This window comes from Paenibacillus sp. FSL P4-0113, assembly GCF_038009305.1.
Classification (GTDB): domain Bacteria; phylum Bacillota; class Bacilli; order Paenibacillales; family Paenibacillaceae; genus Paenibacillus; species Paenibacillus polymyxa_D.
The window spans coordinates 1939047-1955224 of sequence record NZ_JBBPAZ010000001.1 but is presented as its reverse complement, the minus strand read 5'-3'; the positions used below and the strand labels follow the sequence as shown (position 1 = coordinate 1955224).

Sequence of the window (16178 nt, the reverse complement as noted above, 5' to 3'; positions counted from 1 at the left end):
ATTATTTGGCTCCTTTCAGGGCAGCTAGCGGCTTGCATTTGGCTACAACTGCTGCGAGTCCTGCCCCGGTGACACTTTCGATAATATCATCTACATTTTTGTAGGCTTGCGGAGATTCGTCGATAATGCTTTCCAGTGATGCCTGATTGACCACAATTTCGTCGTCTGTCCCTACACCCAGGGCCCCTGCAAAATCGTCCACACTGACGAGTCGTTTGGTCGCAGAACGCGAACGAATACGGCCTGCTCCATGGCAAATGGAGTGGAAGTTATCCTGACCGCCCGGTAAGCCTACCATAATATAAGAGGCTGTTCCCATAGAGCCGGGAATCAGGGCCGGATGCCCTGTCGCCTGATAAGGCCGCGGATTGTCGGGGTGTCCTGCTGGAAGAGCACGCGTAGCACCTTTACGATGCACAAACACACTACCGTGATCCGGATGGGATTCCTCCCAAGCATAATTGTGCATTAGATCGTACAAAGTACGCAACTCGCACTTTGTACCAAAGACATCGCGAAAGGCTTCACGCACGGAGTATGCGATGAGATGTCGGTTCACCACGGCATAATTCAGCGCCGAATACATCATATCGACATAATGTGCAGCTTCGGGATGGTCCAGCGGTGCGAATACCAGTCTCGGGTCAGAGGTACCGAGTCCGAGACGGCTCATCGTCTTGGCAATGGCAGATGAACTAGCCTGGCTGACTGCTCCACCCCAAGCCCGCGATCCAGAATGAATCATCACAGCCACCTGACCGTCGAACATCCCCCAAGCTTCAGCTGTTTCACGGTTTTCCTCCGCGATTTCAATCGCCTGAATTTCGACGAAATGATTGCCTCCACCCAGTGTGCCGAGCTGTCGGTGAGCCCGGTGCCATGTACGGTCTTCGACAAGATTCAGCACCTCCTCGTCAAAGGAGAACTTACTGTGCTCTACATGGGTGAGTGAGGTGGATTTCTTAGGAGTGTAGCTGTCCGGAATATATTTGTTGGGTAAGCCGTGTAGACCCTTGCGTACAATATGCTCCAGTCGGATATCCGAATAATGCCCGCGTTGGTGGGCTTCCATGGGCAAATATTTGTCGATGGTTTTGACCAGCTTACGGCGCAGCTTGGTTTCCTTCAAAGCATCCTTGTGCAGATTGGTCAGGTGTACGCGCATGCCGCAGCCAATATCACTGCCGACGATGGAGGGAGATACGTAACCATCCTCCATTCCCCATACAGCAGTCGTACCGATGCAGGTTCCGACGCCTACATGTACATCTGGTGTGTATCCCATATAGCGGATACCTGGAATTTGTAAATTGTTATTAGCCATCTCGAACACTTTGTAATCCAGTGAGGAGAAAAGTTGCTGAGAAGCATAGACGGTTAGATCACCTGCCGGAAGCTTCATCAGATGGCTGTATGGTCCTTCATGCAAGGATGAGTCGGTTGTATGTTGTATATTCATATAAATGGGTAGTTCCCTTCTTCAAGTAAATTCATAAATACTTGCATAAAAAGATTTAAAAAACAAAAAAAGCCGCAGACTTGTCGTCTACGGCTTCTTGCACCGAAAGTGTTATTACATTTTATGATCAACACATCATAAATACGTAAAATAACTTGTTCTTCCAATAGCATAAAAAAATAAAAAAGCCTGGCTAATCACGCCGTCAGACAGCGTGATATCACCCATCATGTCGCCCGAACGGGGCCGATGAGACGAAAACTCAAATATGTGGTTGTATCATGCTGCCTGTCTGTCGTTATCATGTAAAGCACGGTCATGTCTGTCGGCCCCCTTTTCTTAAAGTTAATTGCTATGTTAATGGAAACCTGTGGAAGCTGTCAACCCCTGAAAGGTAGAAGTGTGGAAAAATGTGACTTTACTCATGGTGAAGTGTGAGTAACATCATAGTTCAATTGGCCCGAAGCTGTTATTGTACTAAATATTCAAATATTCAGATATTGTTGATCGTTTATAGGACAATTCTGTGAGGGGGACGGAGCAGGCATGGAAGGAGATCTCCAGAAATTTAAGGCCGACTTTTTCAAAGCATTGGCTCACCCTCTGCGCATCCGCATTTTGGAGGTGCTGAGTGAAGGGGAACGAAATGTGAACGAGCTGCAGACTGCGCTCGGTTCTGAAGGTTCTGCCGTATCGCAGCAATTGGCCGTTTTACGAGCCAAAAATTTGGTGAACAGCTTCAAGGAAGGTACATCGGTTGTGTATTCACTACGTGATCCGCTTTTGACGGAGCTGCTTGCGGTAGCGCGGCGGATTTTTGACAATCATTTGGTCGAAGCTATCTCGTTGCTGGAGGGTATACGTAACGAGAAGTAATGCTATTACAGAAAAGAAGGGTTACAGGAATGAAGTGGATAGGAAGGTTCGAAGGCTATAACGCAGGGGCTTTGCGAAAGGATCTCATTTCCGGAAGTATTGTAGCGATTGTGGCGATTCCACTCGGTATGGCGTTTGCCATTGCATCAGGAGTAAAGCCGGAGTATGGGCTGTATACGACCATTGTTGCGGGAATTTTGGTTTCGCTGCTGGGAGGATCCAAATTCCAGATCGGAGGACCTACAGGCGCGTTTATTCCGATTTTGCTAGCTATTGTCATGCAATACGGTTATGAGAACTTACTCATAGCCGGTTTTATGGCGGGCATTATGCTCATTTTAATGGGTGTACTCAGGCTGGGGGCATTGATCAAGTTTATTCCCAAGCCAGTAACGATTGGCTTTACGGCCGGAATTGCCGTGACGATATTCAGTGGTCAGATTGCTAACTTTCTCGGCTTGCGCGGGGTAGAGAGGCATGAAACTTTTCTGCCTTCCATGGCAGAGCTCATCCATCGACTTCCTTCACTGAATGTGTATAGTATCCTGACGGCTTGTATCTGTCTTGCCGCGCTTATTTTGGTGCCTAAAAAATGGCCCAAGATACCCGGCTCACTGGTTGGTCTACTCTTGTCAACGCTGGTGGCAGCTTTACTTTTTCCAGGGCAGGTGGCTACGATTGGCTCTGCGTATGGCGCAATTCCAGCATCTTTGCCTGAGCTACATATTCCTGCGGTGACGTGGGATTTGATCGTGAAACTCTTGCCGCCAGCACTTGTTATTGCAATGCTGGGAGCTATTGAATCTCTGCTTTCAGCGGTGGTAGCTGACGGTATGACGGGGGCCCGGCATAGCAGCAATCGTGAACTGGTTGGACAAGGGATTGCTAATTTGCTGACACCGCTGTTCGGCGGTATTCCTGCGACAGGTGCAATTGCCCGCACCGCCACAAATATCCGTAATGGTGCTGTTTCTCCTATGTCAGGCATCGTACATGGGTTCGTGGTGCTCCTCATTCTGGTGCTTTTTGCACCTTACGCATCTAACATTCCGTTGGCCAGTATGGCTCCGGTGCTGATGGTAGTAGCGTGGAATATGAGTGAGCGCAAGCATTTTGCGCACATTCTCAAAACGCGGACAGCGGATTCTATTGTGCTGGTTGTCACCTTTTTGCTAACGGTTTTTACGACGCTGACAACGGCTGTGGAGGTAGGCCTGATTCTAGCGGTTGTATTGTTTGTTAAACGTATGAGCAGTACACTTTCAGTAGACAAGGTACTCCCTGATCCTTCTGTAAAACATGAAAAAGTAGGCGCCCATATGGTCACAGATCAGCATGATTGTCCACAAGTGGCTATTTACAATGTGGAAGGCCCTCTATTTTTCGGTGCAGCCTCGGTATTGGAAAACTCAGGTGTGGGAGGCCGGACGGATCACCTACAAGGGATTTTGTTGTTACGTATGGGAAAGGTTCCTTTTATGGATATGACGGGAGAAGGTAACTTTACTGCATTAATTCAGAAATACCGGAAGTCTGGCGGGACGGTGCTTGTTTCCGGACTCCAGCCTCAACCGCTGGCATTACTACAGAAAACCGGATGCTACGACATGATCGGACAAAAGCATTTTTTTGAGCATACAGGAGAGGCCCTTACGGCTGCCCTTGCTCTGGTGAATCAGGATCAGTGCAGTGGATGCAGGCAAATGGCTTTTCGGGAATGTAAGAGTCTATGTCGCAGACCTCAGCAAAGCAAATCTTCCTTTCCAGATGGAGCCGTTTCGGTTCCCATACCTGTAAATAGCAGCAGATAAAATTTGTTGCTGAATGCCGAAAAATCTCTTCTAATCTCCGAAACCAAGTGCACAATGAAGACTTGCATTTGCTTCGAAAATGGAAGAGATTTTTCTTTTCTTCAAGAAAAAAAGGAATAAAATTCAAAAAAATGCCTGAATATCTGATTTTATGACACTATACTAGATTCAAAAGATACCATATGTTTCATTCTTTTGTTTTAAATTGTATTTTAATACTTGCACATTAACCTCCTCGATTACTTCTAAATTTCTTATCCTACCTTTCTCTTCATTTTTTTCACTTATCATTTTCAAACTTGTCCACCTGTTTCTAACCGATGCTTTTTTTTACGGTCTGCACCAAGGGTTGTTCACCTCAGAATGATGATCTATGGATTTCACCCCGGCGGAATCTATATTTTTTAAAGGAGGTGAGTACCAGAGGCTATTTTGTGAGCTTTTGACGTAGCTGTCCGGAAGGTTGTTCTTGAGAATTAAAAAACCAAGTAAAGGGAGATGGAAAGTATTGATTAAGTCGAAAAATATCAAAAAGACGCTGTCGGTCAGTTTTACCGCTCTTCTTGCCTTTTCTCTAATTTCCCCGGTATATGGGGATTCCAGCACAACCACCTCAGAGGAGGATCAACCATTTCCGCCAAGGTTTCAGCCAAGCTGAACCAACAATTCAGTGCCAGTGAGTATGTCACCTATCTGGTTAAATTGAAGGATCAGGTGGATACGGAGTCCGTTGCCAAGCATGCTTTCCAAAAGGCCTCTGCAGAGCAGATTTCACCCGCTGCTGCTAAGCTTTCTGTACGTACAACAGTTGTGAACTCTCTCATGGATACAGCAGAAAAAACGCAACAATCCGTGGAAGAATACTTAAAGAAAGAAGTTAATAACGGAAGCGTCAAAAAGTACAAGAGTTACTTTATCGTGAACGCTTTTGCGGTCACCAGCACCAAAGAGGTCATGGATAATCTGGCCACACTTCCTGAGATCGACAAAATTTTACCGGATGAAAAGCGGGAACTGCAAAAGGTAGAAATAGATAAGGATGCCCAGCCTGTGGTTGAGGAATCTACAGCTGACCAAGTGGTTGCAGATCAGGCCGCTGTAGATACGGCTGTGACGGAAGAGAATGCGCAAAAATCGGTGGAAGAATCCGTATATAAGGATGCGGTAACGCCAAGCCGTGTCGAGTGGAATATCTCTAAAATCAAAGCACCACAGGTTTGGGCCAAAGGCATTGACGGCAAAGGCATTGTTGTCGCCAATCTGGATACAGGCGTTGAATATACTCACCCGGCGTTGAAAAGAAAATGGCGTGGTCTGAATGCTTCCGGTCAGGTCGTGAATCCAGAACTGAGCTGGTATGATGCGGTTGATGGAGCATCGCTGCCAACTGATTCAAATGGACATGGTACACATACGATGGGTACAAGCGTTGGCTCGGACAGCAACGGTACGAATGAAATCGGTGTTGCTCCTGGCGCCAAATGGATTGCGGTTCGAGTATTCAATCCAGATACCACCGACTCCATCTTACTGGACGGTGGACAATGGATTCTTGCTCCTGTAGATAAAAACGGTAAAAAGCACCCTGAGCTTGCACCGGATGTGGTGAATAACTCTTGGGGCGGTGGACCTGGCCTGGATGAATGGTATCGTCCAGTCACCAAGGCGTGGAGAGCGGCTCAGATTTTCCCTGAGTTCTCCGCAGGCAACACAACACTGTCCAATCCGGGCGGACCTGGGTCTGTAGCCAATCCGGCAAATCTGCCGGAGGCTTATGCGACAGGAGCCACGGACGTTAACAACAAGCTAGCCAGCTTCTCGCTGCGCGGTCCTTCTCCTTATGGCGAAGTGAAGCCTGAAATTTCGGCTCCTGGTGTAAACATCCGTTCTTCTGTACCGGGCGGAGTGTATGAGGGGGGATGGAACGGTACCTCCATGGCAGGCCCGCATACTGCCGGATTAGCAGCATTACTGCTTCAGGCCAAACCATCTTTGACCGTGGACCAACTGGAGGATGTTATTTCAAAAACAGCAACTCCGCTGACAGACAGCCAGTATCGGACTTCACCGAACAATGGTTACGGATATGGTCTGATCGACGCGCTTGCTGCGGTGAACTCCGTACTTAAGTAAAAATAATCAGACAGGATTAAGAAAGTCTTCCGAAAATCCCTTTGAGCGGCTCGTACAGAGATTGCATACACCTGCTAACCGTGTAATGCACTAATTACGTAGCCGCTAAAAAGGGGTTTTCGTACATAAAAGAATATAAAAGTCATAGAATTTCAAGAAAAATGCAAAAAAATGACTTGTATATCTGTTTTGATAACTTTATACTATTCCATAATATATGATTATATATCAATTTTTAATATAAAATGTAATGATATAACATGTTTTTCTTCGAAGTTCTCCTGCTTTTTCTCCTTGGTTTCTACTGAATTTCATCGCTCTTCTATTGGGATTGTAAACTCACCTATGAAGTACTGCCATCTATGAACAGCCAAATATTTTTGTGCCTCTATATTCTATGAAGGAGGTGGTCGCCAACCACATCATGTTGCGCAACCCGTGTGTTTGATGTGCAAGGCATGAGGTCTTACTCTGTACAGGTTATTTCAGAAACATTAAACCTAGTAAAAGGAGTGGAAAAGTAATTGATTAAACCTAAACGATTCAAGAAACCACTGTCTATCGGACTATCTTTACTAATGGCCTTTTCCTTTGTTCAACCTGCTTTGGCGAATAACACACCGGATGGCTCCAAGCTGGAGCTGAAATCAGCCTCTCACAAGGTCACGACCGCGAAGGTATCTCCGAAACTGACCAAACAGTTTGAGGAGAATAACTATGTTACCTATCTGGTCAAATTAAAAGAACAGGTAGACACCAACAAGGTTTCCAAAAATGCTCTCCAAAAGGCCTCACTTGAGAAAATAACACCCTCCGCTGCCAAAATGGCTGCACGCAGCCATGTGATCAGCTCTCTGCGTGAAACCGCTTCAAGAACCCAATATGGGCTTGAAAATTACTTGGACAAGCAATCAGAGAGCGGCGGAGTGAAGGAATATAAAAGCTATTTTATTGTCAATGCATTGGCTGTAACAAGCACCAAGGAGGTGCTGGATCATATTTCGAAACTACCTGAGGTCGATAAAGTCTTACCGAATGAAACGCGTTATCTGCAAAAGGTGACAGTTGACAAGCAAGCAGAGGGAGCAAATGCCAAAACGGCTGAAACAGCTGCAACAGCGACAGCAGCAACGGCGAAGTCTGCATCGGTAGAGAAAGCTGTAGAGCTGGAGAAGGACGATGGCAAAACATCGGCTAAGCCTGGCAATGCAGGTAAGAACGCTGTAGACCCATCTACGGTGGAATGGAACATATCCCATATTAACGCACCACAAGTGTGGGAAAAAGGAATCGACGGAACCGGAATCGTGGTTGCCAATCTGGATACAGGTGTAGATTATACACATCCGGCCCTTCATCGCAAATGGCGGGGTCTGGACGCGGCAGGCAATGTCGTGAATCCCGAGCTGAGCTGGTACGATCCGCATAGTCACGCAACGCTTCCGGTCGATCAGGAAGACGATTCCCATGGTACACATACAATGGGTACCATGGTCGGCTCTGAGGAAAACGGAACGAACCGAGTGGGCGTTGCCCCTGGCGCGAAGTGGATTGCGGTTCGGATTTTTAATCCGGAAACGACGGATGCAATTATACTGGATGGCGGTCAATGGCTGCTTGCGCCAAAAGATGCCCAAGGAAATCTTCATCCCGAGCTTGCTCCAGACGTAGTGAACAACTCGTGGGGAGGCGGACCGGGTCTTGATGAATGGTTCCGGCCTGTGGTTCAGGCATGGCGGGATGCTCAAATTTTCCCCGAATTCTCTGCAGGTAACACCTCTCTTTCCAATCCGGGCGGACCTGCCTCAGTAGCCAATCCGGCGAACTATCCGGAATCCTTCGCTACTGGAGCCACGGATAGCAATGATAATCTGGCCAGCTTCTCATTGTTAGGACCCTCACCCTATGGTGAAGTGAAGCCCGAAGTTTCCGCGCCGGGTGTTAATATCCGGTCATCTGTTGCTGGTGGCGCCTATAAAGGCGGATATAACGGTACTTCTATGGCGGGACCTCATGTTGCGGCCCTTGCAGCGCTGTTGCTGCAAGCGAATCATTCGCTTACCGTAGATCAACTTGAGGAAATTTTGATGAATACGGCTACACCACGAACGGACAGCACATATCCTACTTCACCAAACAATGGCTACGGACATGGTGTCATTAATGCGCTGGATGCGGTCGGTTCGGTCATGCAGGGTCTGGGCTCCGTGTCTGGTAAAGTTGTAACGGGTGGCGACGATCTGGAAGCATCTGTTCTCGAGCATACACCGCCCGCTGCGGCATTCGAGGGTATTGATATACCTCTGACTGCTCATGTAACGGATGATGTCGGCGTGACAGCCGTTGAGGCATTTGCCAAAACAGCGGGTACGTCAAATTATGTATATATTCCGTTGGAACGGACCTCCGGCGACAGCAAAGATGGTACATATCAAGCATCCATCCCGACTTTTTTGGTGGATAGCGCTGGTCTGGAATACTATATTCGTGTAAATGATTACGGTAATAACGGATTTGAAACTGAAGTATATAAGGTGAAAATCTCTAAAGGGGTAAAACCAGGCTACACACAAGACTTTGAAAAAGACATTGCCGGTATTAATATCGGTGGACAGGGCAGTGTTTGGAAATGGGGAACTCCAACAAGCGGCCCTAAAAGCGCACATTCGGGTACAAAGGTCATCGCGACCAATCTCGAAGGCCAATATCAGACCAACTCCAACAGTTATTTTATGGCCCCTCCGATTGATCTGACCGAGAGCTCAAAAGGGGCACTGGTTAGCTTCAAGCATTGGTACGATCTTGAAAACAATTCTGATTTCGGCAAAGTGTACGTAGCAACCACAAACAATCAGAATGCGTTTGAGCAGGTATTATCATTTACCGGCGCCAGCAACGGCTGGAAAACACAATATCTTGATTTGCGGGCATTCGCGGGTCAAAAGGTATACCTCCTGTTCAACTTTACTAGTGACAATACGGTTGTGAAAGATGGCTGGTATATTGACGATCTGTCGATTCAGGAGCCAGACACCGTTGCACCTGCTGCGCCGAGCAATTTGACTGCTGAAGCAGATACTGTAGGCAACGTCACACTGGCCTGGAATGCTTCCTCCGATGAAGATGTGAAGCAGTATAAGGTGTATCGTTCTACCCAATCAGGCAAAAATTATACTTCCATCGGTACAACCTCAGCACTGACACTCACAGATACCATCACGGTCGGTGGAGCGACCTATCATTATGCAGTGGCGGCTGAGGATTATAGTGGTAATGAAGGAATCAAGTCGAATGAGGCTTCTCTGAGAGTAGACGTGCCGGATACGCTGTATAGCGATCATTTTGACGGCAGCTCGGATAATGGCTGGACTCATTCTGGTACTAAGGATGAGTGGGAACGCGGCATTCCCAAGGAAGTAGGACCAGAGAGCGCAGCGTCCAGACCCAATGTGTGGGCAACCGATCTGGATAGCAATTATGAGAACGGAGCTGAATTTTCGCTGGTTTCACCAAAAATTAATTTGCAAGCTGTACGCAACGCAACACTGACCTTCAATCACTGGTTTGAAATTGAGGCTGGCTATGATTACGGTTATGTGGAAGTGTCCAAAAACAATGGTGACACGTGGAGCGAGCTGGGCAAATTCTCTCACAATACGAACGGGAAAAAGTGGGCTCCAGTTTATTACAATCTGGATAGCTACGCCGGCAATGAAATCCAAATTCGCTTCCGTTTGAAATCGGATAACAGTGTGAACAAGAACGGCTGGTATATTGACGATTTCCGTGTGCTTGGCATTCCAGCTACGACAGTGACTAAGGACATCGTACCTGAGTCGAATATCAAGCTGGAAAAAGCGGAAGAACAGTTCCCGCTGTACAAAATTACAAGTACTGAAAAGAGTGAATTCCAGGAGAAAGTGAAGCCGGCAGAAACAACGGTGGAACGTGGACGTGTCGGTCTCGACAGTCTTCCAGCCAGCGCTACGGTTACGGTATTGGAAACCGGACGTTCGGTAAAAACGGATCCGACCACGGGCAAATACAGCTTCACCCATGTAGCCGGCGACTATACGCTGAAGGCTGAAGCCTACGGTTACGTTCCTCAAACGAAAGCAGTCACGATTGAGAATAACAAAGTCATCAGAGCAAACTTTAGTCTTCAGGCCATACCTCACGGTACGATTCACGGGGTCATTACCGACAAGCAATCCGGTGAACCGATCCAAAAAGCGAAAGTGTTGGTGGTGGAGGATGCACGCATTGCTCCGGTAGAAACGAATGAGGCTGGAGAATTTACGCTGGACGTGCTGGAAGGAACATACACGTTGTCCATTGCAGCCGAAAATTATTATAGCGACAGTGTATCCGTTACTGCTCCTCCGAACGGTAGTGTGGAAGCGAATGTCATGTTGAAACCTTTTATCGGGTTCCAAGGAGGCATTGCTTACGATGACGGGACAGGAGAAAATGCTAGAGCCTTTAACGCGGCAGGCAATTCATGGGCAGTCAGAATGACACCTGAGTCGGAAGTGACTCAAGTGACAGGAGCATCGCTTTTGTTCTGGAACTCTGCCTTCCCGAATCCGGGAGGAACGGCATTCCAATATTCTGTCTATGACGCCTCCGGTGCCGCAGGAGCACCTGGACGATTGTTGGCTGGTCCATTCGACGGGACTGCCGTACGGGATGAGACACAATGGACGACGGTACAGCTCCCAGAGCCGGTGACGGTTCAAGGTGACTTCTACATCGTATATACACAGTCTGCTGTAGGCACACAGTCGCCGGGTCTTGCTACAGATGAAAGCAGTCCCAATGCGCTTCGAAGTTGGCAAGGTGTAAGCGGCACATGGAGCCAATCACCTGAGGAGGAGGGTAACTACATGATCCGGGCTATCGTCAGATATCCGGTGAATGCTCCAACGATTACGACTCCTACGAAGGCTACCTATACGCAGGAAGAGACGATTACCGTAACAGGAACTTCTCCGGCAGAAGGAGCCGATATTCAGCTCTTTAACGGTAAGGAGCTGGCTGGCACAACGAAGGTGAAGGATCGCCAGTTCAGTTTGTCGGTTGATCTTCAACCAGGTGCTAATCCGCTAAGTGTCCAAGCAGCGGTATACGGCAAAATAACGGATCGTTCCGAACCGGTGGTCGTGACACTTGACCAGACTAAACCGGGTCTGATCCTGACTTCGCCAGATGAAGGAGCCCGTACGAATGCGGGTGTCGTGAGCGTCACCGGTACGGTGTATGACGAATTCCTCACCGATTTGACGATTAACGGCGAGCCAGCCGAATTTGGAAGTGACGGCACCTTTAACAAGCGATTGCTTATCAACGAAGGTGAAAATCAAATTACGGTGACGGCCAAGGATCTTGCCGAAAACGAAACAACCGTTACGCGCTCGGTGTATGTCGATACAGCTCTGCCGAAGCTTGAAAACATTAACCCTGCTGAGGATGTGCGTATTACTCCAGGGCAGTCAGTACGGGTATCTTTTGACAGTGCATCCGGTTTGGAGGCGTCCTTCCATGTGGAGCTGCCTTTCAACCTGTCCACTTTGGGCCGCAACGATATTCCATTAAATGAGACTTCGTCAGGCCACTATGAAGGTACTTATTTCACTTCATCTTCTCTGAACCTGGAAGGCGGAGTCATCGTGATCCGGGTAAGGGATGCAGCGGGAAATGAAGTGGAGACGGAGGCGCCGGGAAGATTGTATGTAACCAATGGTGGGGGACAGAACCCTGATCCGAATCCACCTACATCCAATGAGAAGCCAGTAGCCATTATTCAGGCTAATGAATCCGCTAAGAAGAACAAAAATGTACAATTTAACGCCAAAGCTTCCCGTGATGTAGACGGTGAGATCGTCAGTTACAGCTGGAATTTTGGGGATGGTGATACGGCGGTCGGTTCCAAGGTGAAGCATAAATTCACCACAGCTGGAACGTATACCGTGGAGCTAACGGTGACGGATAATGACGGCGCAAGCGGTAAGACTGTGCATACGATCACGATCCGTTAACACCCAGTAGGAAATGGAATGCTTGTTTTAGAATAACAATGAAGGCCCACAGCAAGCTACGGTTTATAGGCTGCTGTGGGCCATTTTTAAATTGTCGAACTGTTCAAGAAGCGATACAATGAGTAGAACTCTATAAAGTGAATCGTTTCACAATAATATTTTTTAGCAGGAGAGGATCCTATGATTCATTTGCAAAAAGAAAGCGGACGTATCCGTCTTGTACTGGATGCCTATTTTATGGGGGAAGATATCGTTGTACTCATTTCTGGCGGTGATCAGCCCCATTTGGGAACGATTACAGCAGGGGCCAGACTCGAGCCGATTCAAACTGTGCAATTGCAAAATCACAAGGAGTTTTATATTACCGAAGAAATTGCAGTTCGCTTACGAAAAGAGTTTGCGGGCAATTTTGCCATTTGCTGCGGGACACATTTGGACCATGCATCCAAGGACGAAATCCGAGTGCTGACAGATATGGCCATACAACTGGGAAAAGAGCTCATTGGAGAACTCAAGCAGGCACGCTTGTAGAGACTTTTTTAAGTGAACTCCCGAAAGAGCAGATTGCGATAGGGGTACTTACTAAAGGAATACTTAAAAAGCAATGCAAAGCCATCGTCCTCAATTTGTACGGATTTCAGCGCAGAGGATGGAATCAAACTACGGATCATGACATGAACTGCACGCTGGTCTTGTCTGTTGATCGCTTTGGCTAAGGCAGAAGCAAAACATGGATTACGTGCCAATTCGCGATACAGCGGAAAAACGGCTTTTGCGATGGCGCGATGAACTCTCGGCTCAAATGTAAACTGCACAGTCCCCGGTGGAATCGTTGTTCCATTCGTATAATAGAGCATCGGTGGCTGAGCTAAAAAGGAAATAAAGTAGCCGATGCCGTTCGTGCCTAAGCCTTGTTTGGCGGCAAATGGAGCTACTGAGCAGAGAAGGGATTTCATCCGATCCAAATTCGCCTGAACGACAGCTCGTGACCATTGGACGGCAAAAGCACGTCGGGTTGCAATAGCTTTGTAAAATGGCAGCATAGCAGTGGATATTATCCTAAGTGTGTTTGCATTTAAACGTTTGTGAGGCGAGCGCTTTCTGTGGGATGTTGCACGATATAGCATAGCTCCGACCTCCTTGGCAGGATGCTCTCATGGAGCACAATTGATCTGTAACAGGTAAAATACTGTATGCCCAGTTACCTCAAAAAGTGCTAATATCGCTATGTTTCTTCTTTTTAACGTTCTAATTTAAAAATTCGAAATAAGTACTGTCCTGATTTGTAAGATTGTGGTACCCTAGAACTTATATAATTGCTATTTTTCGTATTGGAGTTGAATTTAACAGATGAGTGATTTGTACAAGGAGCCTCGATCTTCCGATCCTTTTCAGGAGACGAACGATTATAACGCCCCATTTAACCCGCCCCCAGTAGTTCCACCTACCAATAGTAAAGCTGTTGCCTCGATGGTGCTCGGGATTTTATCTGTTGTCATTCCCTATCTTGGGTTGATTATCGGAATTGTGGGTATTATTTTGTCCAGTCTTTCCCTGAAGGAAATTAATCGTCATGGCGAGCAAGGCAGAGGTATGGCCATTGCTGGACTGGTATGTAGTATTATCGGTACACTGATTTATACACTGATCATCATTTTTATAGTTATTGTTTTTATTGTAGCGGCCTCCAGTGGCGATCCGGATATTTTTTCAGACATTTAATGAATTGAAGAATGCTTGAGTCAGACAAACCATTCACGATTTGACTATTGGATGCTATGATAAAAGGAGTCCAATGAAGGAGAGTGAAGCCGTATGGCACGTACTCAAACACAAAAAGCGCTAAGCAAGGCAAAACGCGCTGGAATCTATTGCGCGGCACAGAGCCGCAAAACAAATGACCATTATGGCGAGATTTCACAGCACATACGAATGAAGCCGACCAAGCAGGAACAATTACAAAAGGTCAAGCACAAGAAGCGAATCGTTCAGAGCGACGCTTCTTTTTTTTGTCTTTAGAGAGAACAGCAGTGTCCTTTTCAGCGTGGATTTATAAAGTAGCAGAGAAATGATTGTATACAAGCGAAAAGCGCCTTTCTGTACCGAAAAAGGACTTGATAATAATTATCATTCTTGTTAGAATATCATAAGAAAGAAGGAACCCGGGCATGGGCTCCTTCATTATAAAGCTAGGCTTGAAATCAAAGATTTACTTGGCTTCGAAGGTTTTGCAGTCTGTTTCTTCGGATTTGTGAGTGTCTTCAGGTCTGTTGCTTACGATGTAAATGGAGCTAGCGCTGCATTTATTCTCTTGGGCCCAGTACGTACAAGAGTTGACTTCACACAGAACGTCTTTTGCCATGTTGTACACCTCCTTATATGGGTGTGATGGGCTGAGCAAATAGTATCACGGTCAGTCAAGGTAGGACTTGTCCAACTGTGCTTACCCTCTTGTTAGGAAGAGGGATTTTGCTATGCCTACCTGTACAATATCAAATGAAATTTAAAATTGCAATGTTAGCATCATTTGCAGTTCAAAGCGGACATAAGTGTCCCTTTTAATTAAAAACAAAAGCTGTCCTCCATGCAGAACGAAATGTTTCTCTGCTGGAGAACAGCTTTTTTTGTTTTTTGACATAATGACGATATTAAAAGACTTAGCGCACGTTAGGAATATTTACGATGGGATCAATGTCAGCATCATAGTCTACATCCTCGAACTCAAAGCCAAACAGTTGGAAAAATTCGCGACGATATCCTTCAAGATCGGACAATTCGTAGATATTGTTGGTCGTCAGCGCCTCCCATATTTTTGCAACTTCTGCCTGCACGTCTTCACGTAGTTCCCAATCATCAATACGAATACGTCCTTCTTCATCTACAGGAGTTTCTGGTGCGTACAGACGCTCAGCAAACAGGCGGTAGCTCTGTTCTACGCACCCTTCATGCAGCCCTTTTTCCTTCATTACCTTATATAAAGCAGAAATATACAGAGGAACGACAGGGATAGCGGAGCTAGATTGGGTAACGAGTCCTTTGGTGACTGCGACGAAGGCGCGTCCGCCTGTAACTTTCAGCTGATCGTTCAGCTGATGTGCTGTCTCCTCCAGATGATCCTTTGCACTTCCGATACTGCCTTCTCTGTAGATGGCTTGCGTAATATCCGAACCAATATACGAAAAGGAGAAGGTCGTTGCAGTATCAGCCAATACACCGCCTTCACGCAAGGCGTCAATCCACAATTTCCAGTCCTCACCACCCATAACCTCTACAGTTGCTTGTACTTCTTCTTCTGTTGCGGGTTCGAGCGTCACGCTGCTGACTTCCCCGGTGTGGAAGTTAACGGTCTTGTTTGTGTAAGGCTTACCAATAGGTTTGAGTACGGAATTAAACGTTTCGCCTGTGTGGGGATTTGTACGGCGACCTGAAGCGACACTGTAAACCACCAGATCGACTTGTCCCAGTTCTTCGCGAATGGCTTCCACCGTTTTGGTCTTGACCTCATCCGAGAAGGCATCGCCTGTCACGCTTAAGGATTTAAGCCCAGCTTCCTGAGCAGCTTTTTCAAATGCAGCAGAATTGTACCAGCCTGCCGATGCTGTACGTGTTGCCGTAGCATTGCTAGGACGATACACGCCAATTGTATTGGCACGCGCACCGAAGGCGGCAGTAATGCGAGAAGCCAATCCATATCCGGCAGATGCCCCGATTACAAGTACATTACGGGGGCCTTGGATAGCAGGACGGGCCTGTACATAGTCAATTTGCTCCTGAACATGTTGGGCACAGCCCACCGGATGAGCAGTGGTGCAGATAAAGCCACGTGTTCTTGGTTTGATAATCATGTTATTGTAATTCCTC

10 protein-coding genes and 1 pseudogene are annotated in these 16178 nt (G+C 47.0%); 7 read left to right on the top strand and 4 right to left on the bottom strand.

From position 1 onward, the window contains the following. Position 1 precedes the first annotated feature (1 nt). Positions 2 to 1459 (bottom strand): RtcB family protein, encoded by a 1458-nt coding sequence (locus MKX46_RS08180; RefSeq protein ID WP_029515647.1) that lies wholly within the window; start codon positions 1457 to 1459, stop codon positions 2 to 4. A gap of 546 nt (positions 1460 to 2005) precedes the next feature. Between MKX46_RS08180 and MKX46_RS08175 the strand changes: the two genes are divergently transcribed. From MKX46_RS08175 to lpdD, 5 genes and pseudogenes are all read left to right on the top strand, one after another. Further along, positions 2006 to 2335 (top strand): ArsR/SmtB family transcription factor, encoded by a 330-nt coding sequence (locus tag MKX46_RS08175; RefSeq protein ID WP_013311437.1) that lies wholly within the window; start codon positions 2006 to 2008, stop codon positions 2333 to 2335. 29 nt (positions 2336 to 2364) lie between these two features. Then, the gene (locus tag MKX46_RS08170) at positions 2365 to 4146 is read left to right on the top strand and encodes a SulP family inorganic anion transporter (RefSeq protein ID WP_341071119.1); all 1782 of its coding nucleotides are present in this window, start codon (positions 2365 to 2367) and stop codon (positions 4144 to 4146) included. A gap of 508 nt (positions 4147 to 4654) precedes the next feature. After that, positions 4655 to 6279, top strand: a pseudogene (locus MKX46_RS08165) (S8 family serine peptidase). Between the two features lie 524 nt (positions 6280 to 6803). After that, a complete protein-coding gene (locus MKX46_RS08160) occupies positions 6804 to 12317 on the top strand; it encodes a S8 family serine peptidase (protein WP_341071118.1) in 5514 nt (1837 codons plus the stop codon). Between the two features lie 180 nt (positions 12318 to 12497). Beyond that, positions 12498 to 12848 (top strand): prenylated flavin chaperone LpdD, encoded by a 351-nt coding sequence (lpdD, locus tag MKX46_RS08155; protein ID WP_341039809.1) that lies wholly within the window; start codon positions 12498 to 12500, stop codon positions 12846 to 12848. Between the two features lie 8 nt (positions 12849 to 12856). Here the strand turns inward: lpdD and MKX46_RS08150 are convergent, their stop codons facing one another. After that, the gene (locus MKX46_RS08150; protein WP_029515643.1) at positions 12857 to 13444 is read right to left on the bottom strand and encodes a hypothetical protein; all 588 of its coding nucleotides are present in this window, start codon (positions 13442 to 13444) and stop codon (positions 12857 to 12859) included. Positions 13445 to 13667: 223 nt separating this feature from the next. Between MKX46_RS08150 and MKX46_RS08145 the strand changes: the two genes are divergently transcribed. Continuing rightward, a complete protein-coding gene (locus MKX46_RS08145) occupies positions 13668 to 14039 on the top strand; it encodes a DUF4190 domain-containing protein (protein WP_029515642.1) in 372 nt (123 codons plus the stop codon). Positions 14040 to 14132: 93 nt separating this feature from the next. Continuing rightward, positions 14133 to 14336, top strand: a complete 204-nt coding sequence (locus MKX46_RS08140; RefSeq protein WP_049816899.1) for a hypothetical protein — start codon at positions 14133 to 14135, stop codon at positions 14334 to 14336. 190 nt (positions 14337 to 14526) lie between these two features. Here MKX46_RS08140 and MKX46_RS08135 read toward each other — a convergent pair whose 3' ends face one another. Together MKX46_RS08135 and fabV are read right to left on the bottom strand one after the other, a co-directional pair. After that, positions 14527 to 14679 (bottom strand): DUF1540 domain-containing protein, encoded by a 153-nt coding sequence (locus tag MKX46_RS08135; RefSeq protein ID WP_013311427.1) that lies wholly within the window; start codon positions 14677 to 14679, stop codon positions 14527 to 14529. A 295-nt stretch (positions 14680 to 14974) separates the two neighbouring features. After that, the gene (gene fabV, locus MKX46_RS08130; RefSeq protein ID WP_069012514.1) at positions 14975 to 16162 is read right to left on the bottom strand and encodes an enoyl-ACP reductase FabV; all 1188 of its coding nucleotides are present in this window, start codon (positions 16160 to 16162) and stop codon (positions 14975 to 14977) included. Positions 16163 to 16178 lie beyond the last annotated feature (16 nt).

Bases quoted from the DNA above. Each gene is read 5' to 3' on its own strand.
- MKX46_RS08180 (WP_029515647.1), bottom strand. From the start codon at position 1,459: ATGAATATACAACATACAACCGACTCATCCTTGCATGAAGGACCATAC.
- MKX46_RS08175 (WP_013311437.1), top strand. From the start codon at position 2,006: ATGGAAGGAGATCTCCAGAAATTTAAGGCCGACTTTTTCAAAGCATTG.
- MKX46_RS08170 (WP_341071119.1), top strand. From the start codon at position 2,365: ATGAAGTGGATAGGAAGGTTCGAAGGCTATAACGCAGGGGCTTTGCGA.
- lpdD (WP_341039809.1), top strand. From the start codon at position 12,498: ATGATTCATTTGCAAAAAGAAAGCGGACGTATCCGTCTTGTACTGGAT.
- MKX46_RS08150 (WP_029515643.1), bottom strand. From the start codon at position 13,444: ATGCTATATCGTGCAACATCCCACAGAAAGCGCTCGCCTCACAAACGT.
- MKX46_RS08145 (WP_029515642.1), top strand. From the start codon at position 13,668: ATGAGTGATTTGTACAAGGAGCCTCGATCTTCCGATCCTTTTCAGGAG.
- MKX46_RS08140 (WP_049816899.1), top strand. From the start codon at position 14,133: ATGGCACGTACTCAAACACAAAAAGCGCTAAGCAAGGCAAAACGCGCT.
- MKX46_RS08135 (WP_013311427.1), bottom strand. From the start codon at position 14,679: ATGGCAAAAGACGTTCTGTGTGAAGTCAACTCTTGTACGTACTGGGCC.
- fabV (WP_069012514.1), bottom strand. From the start codon at position 16,162: ATGATTATCAAACCAAGAACACGTGGCTTTATCTGCACCACTGCTCAT.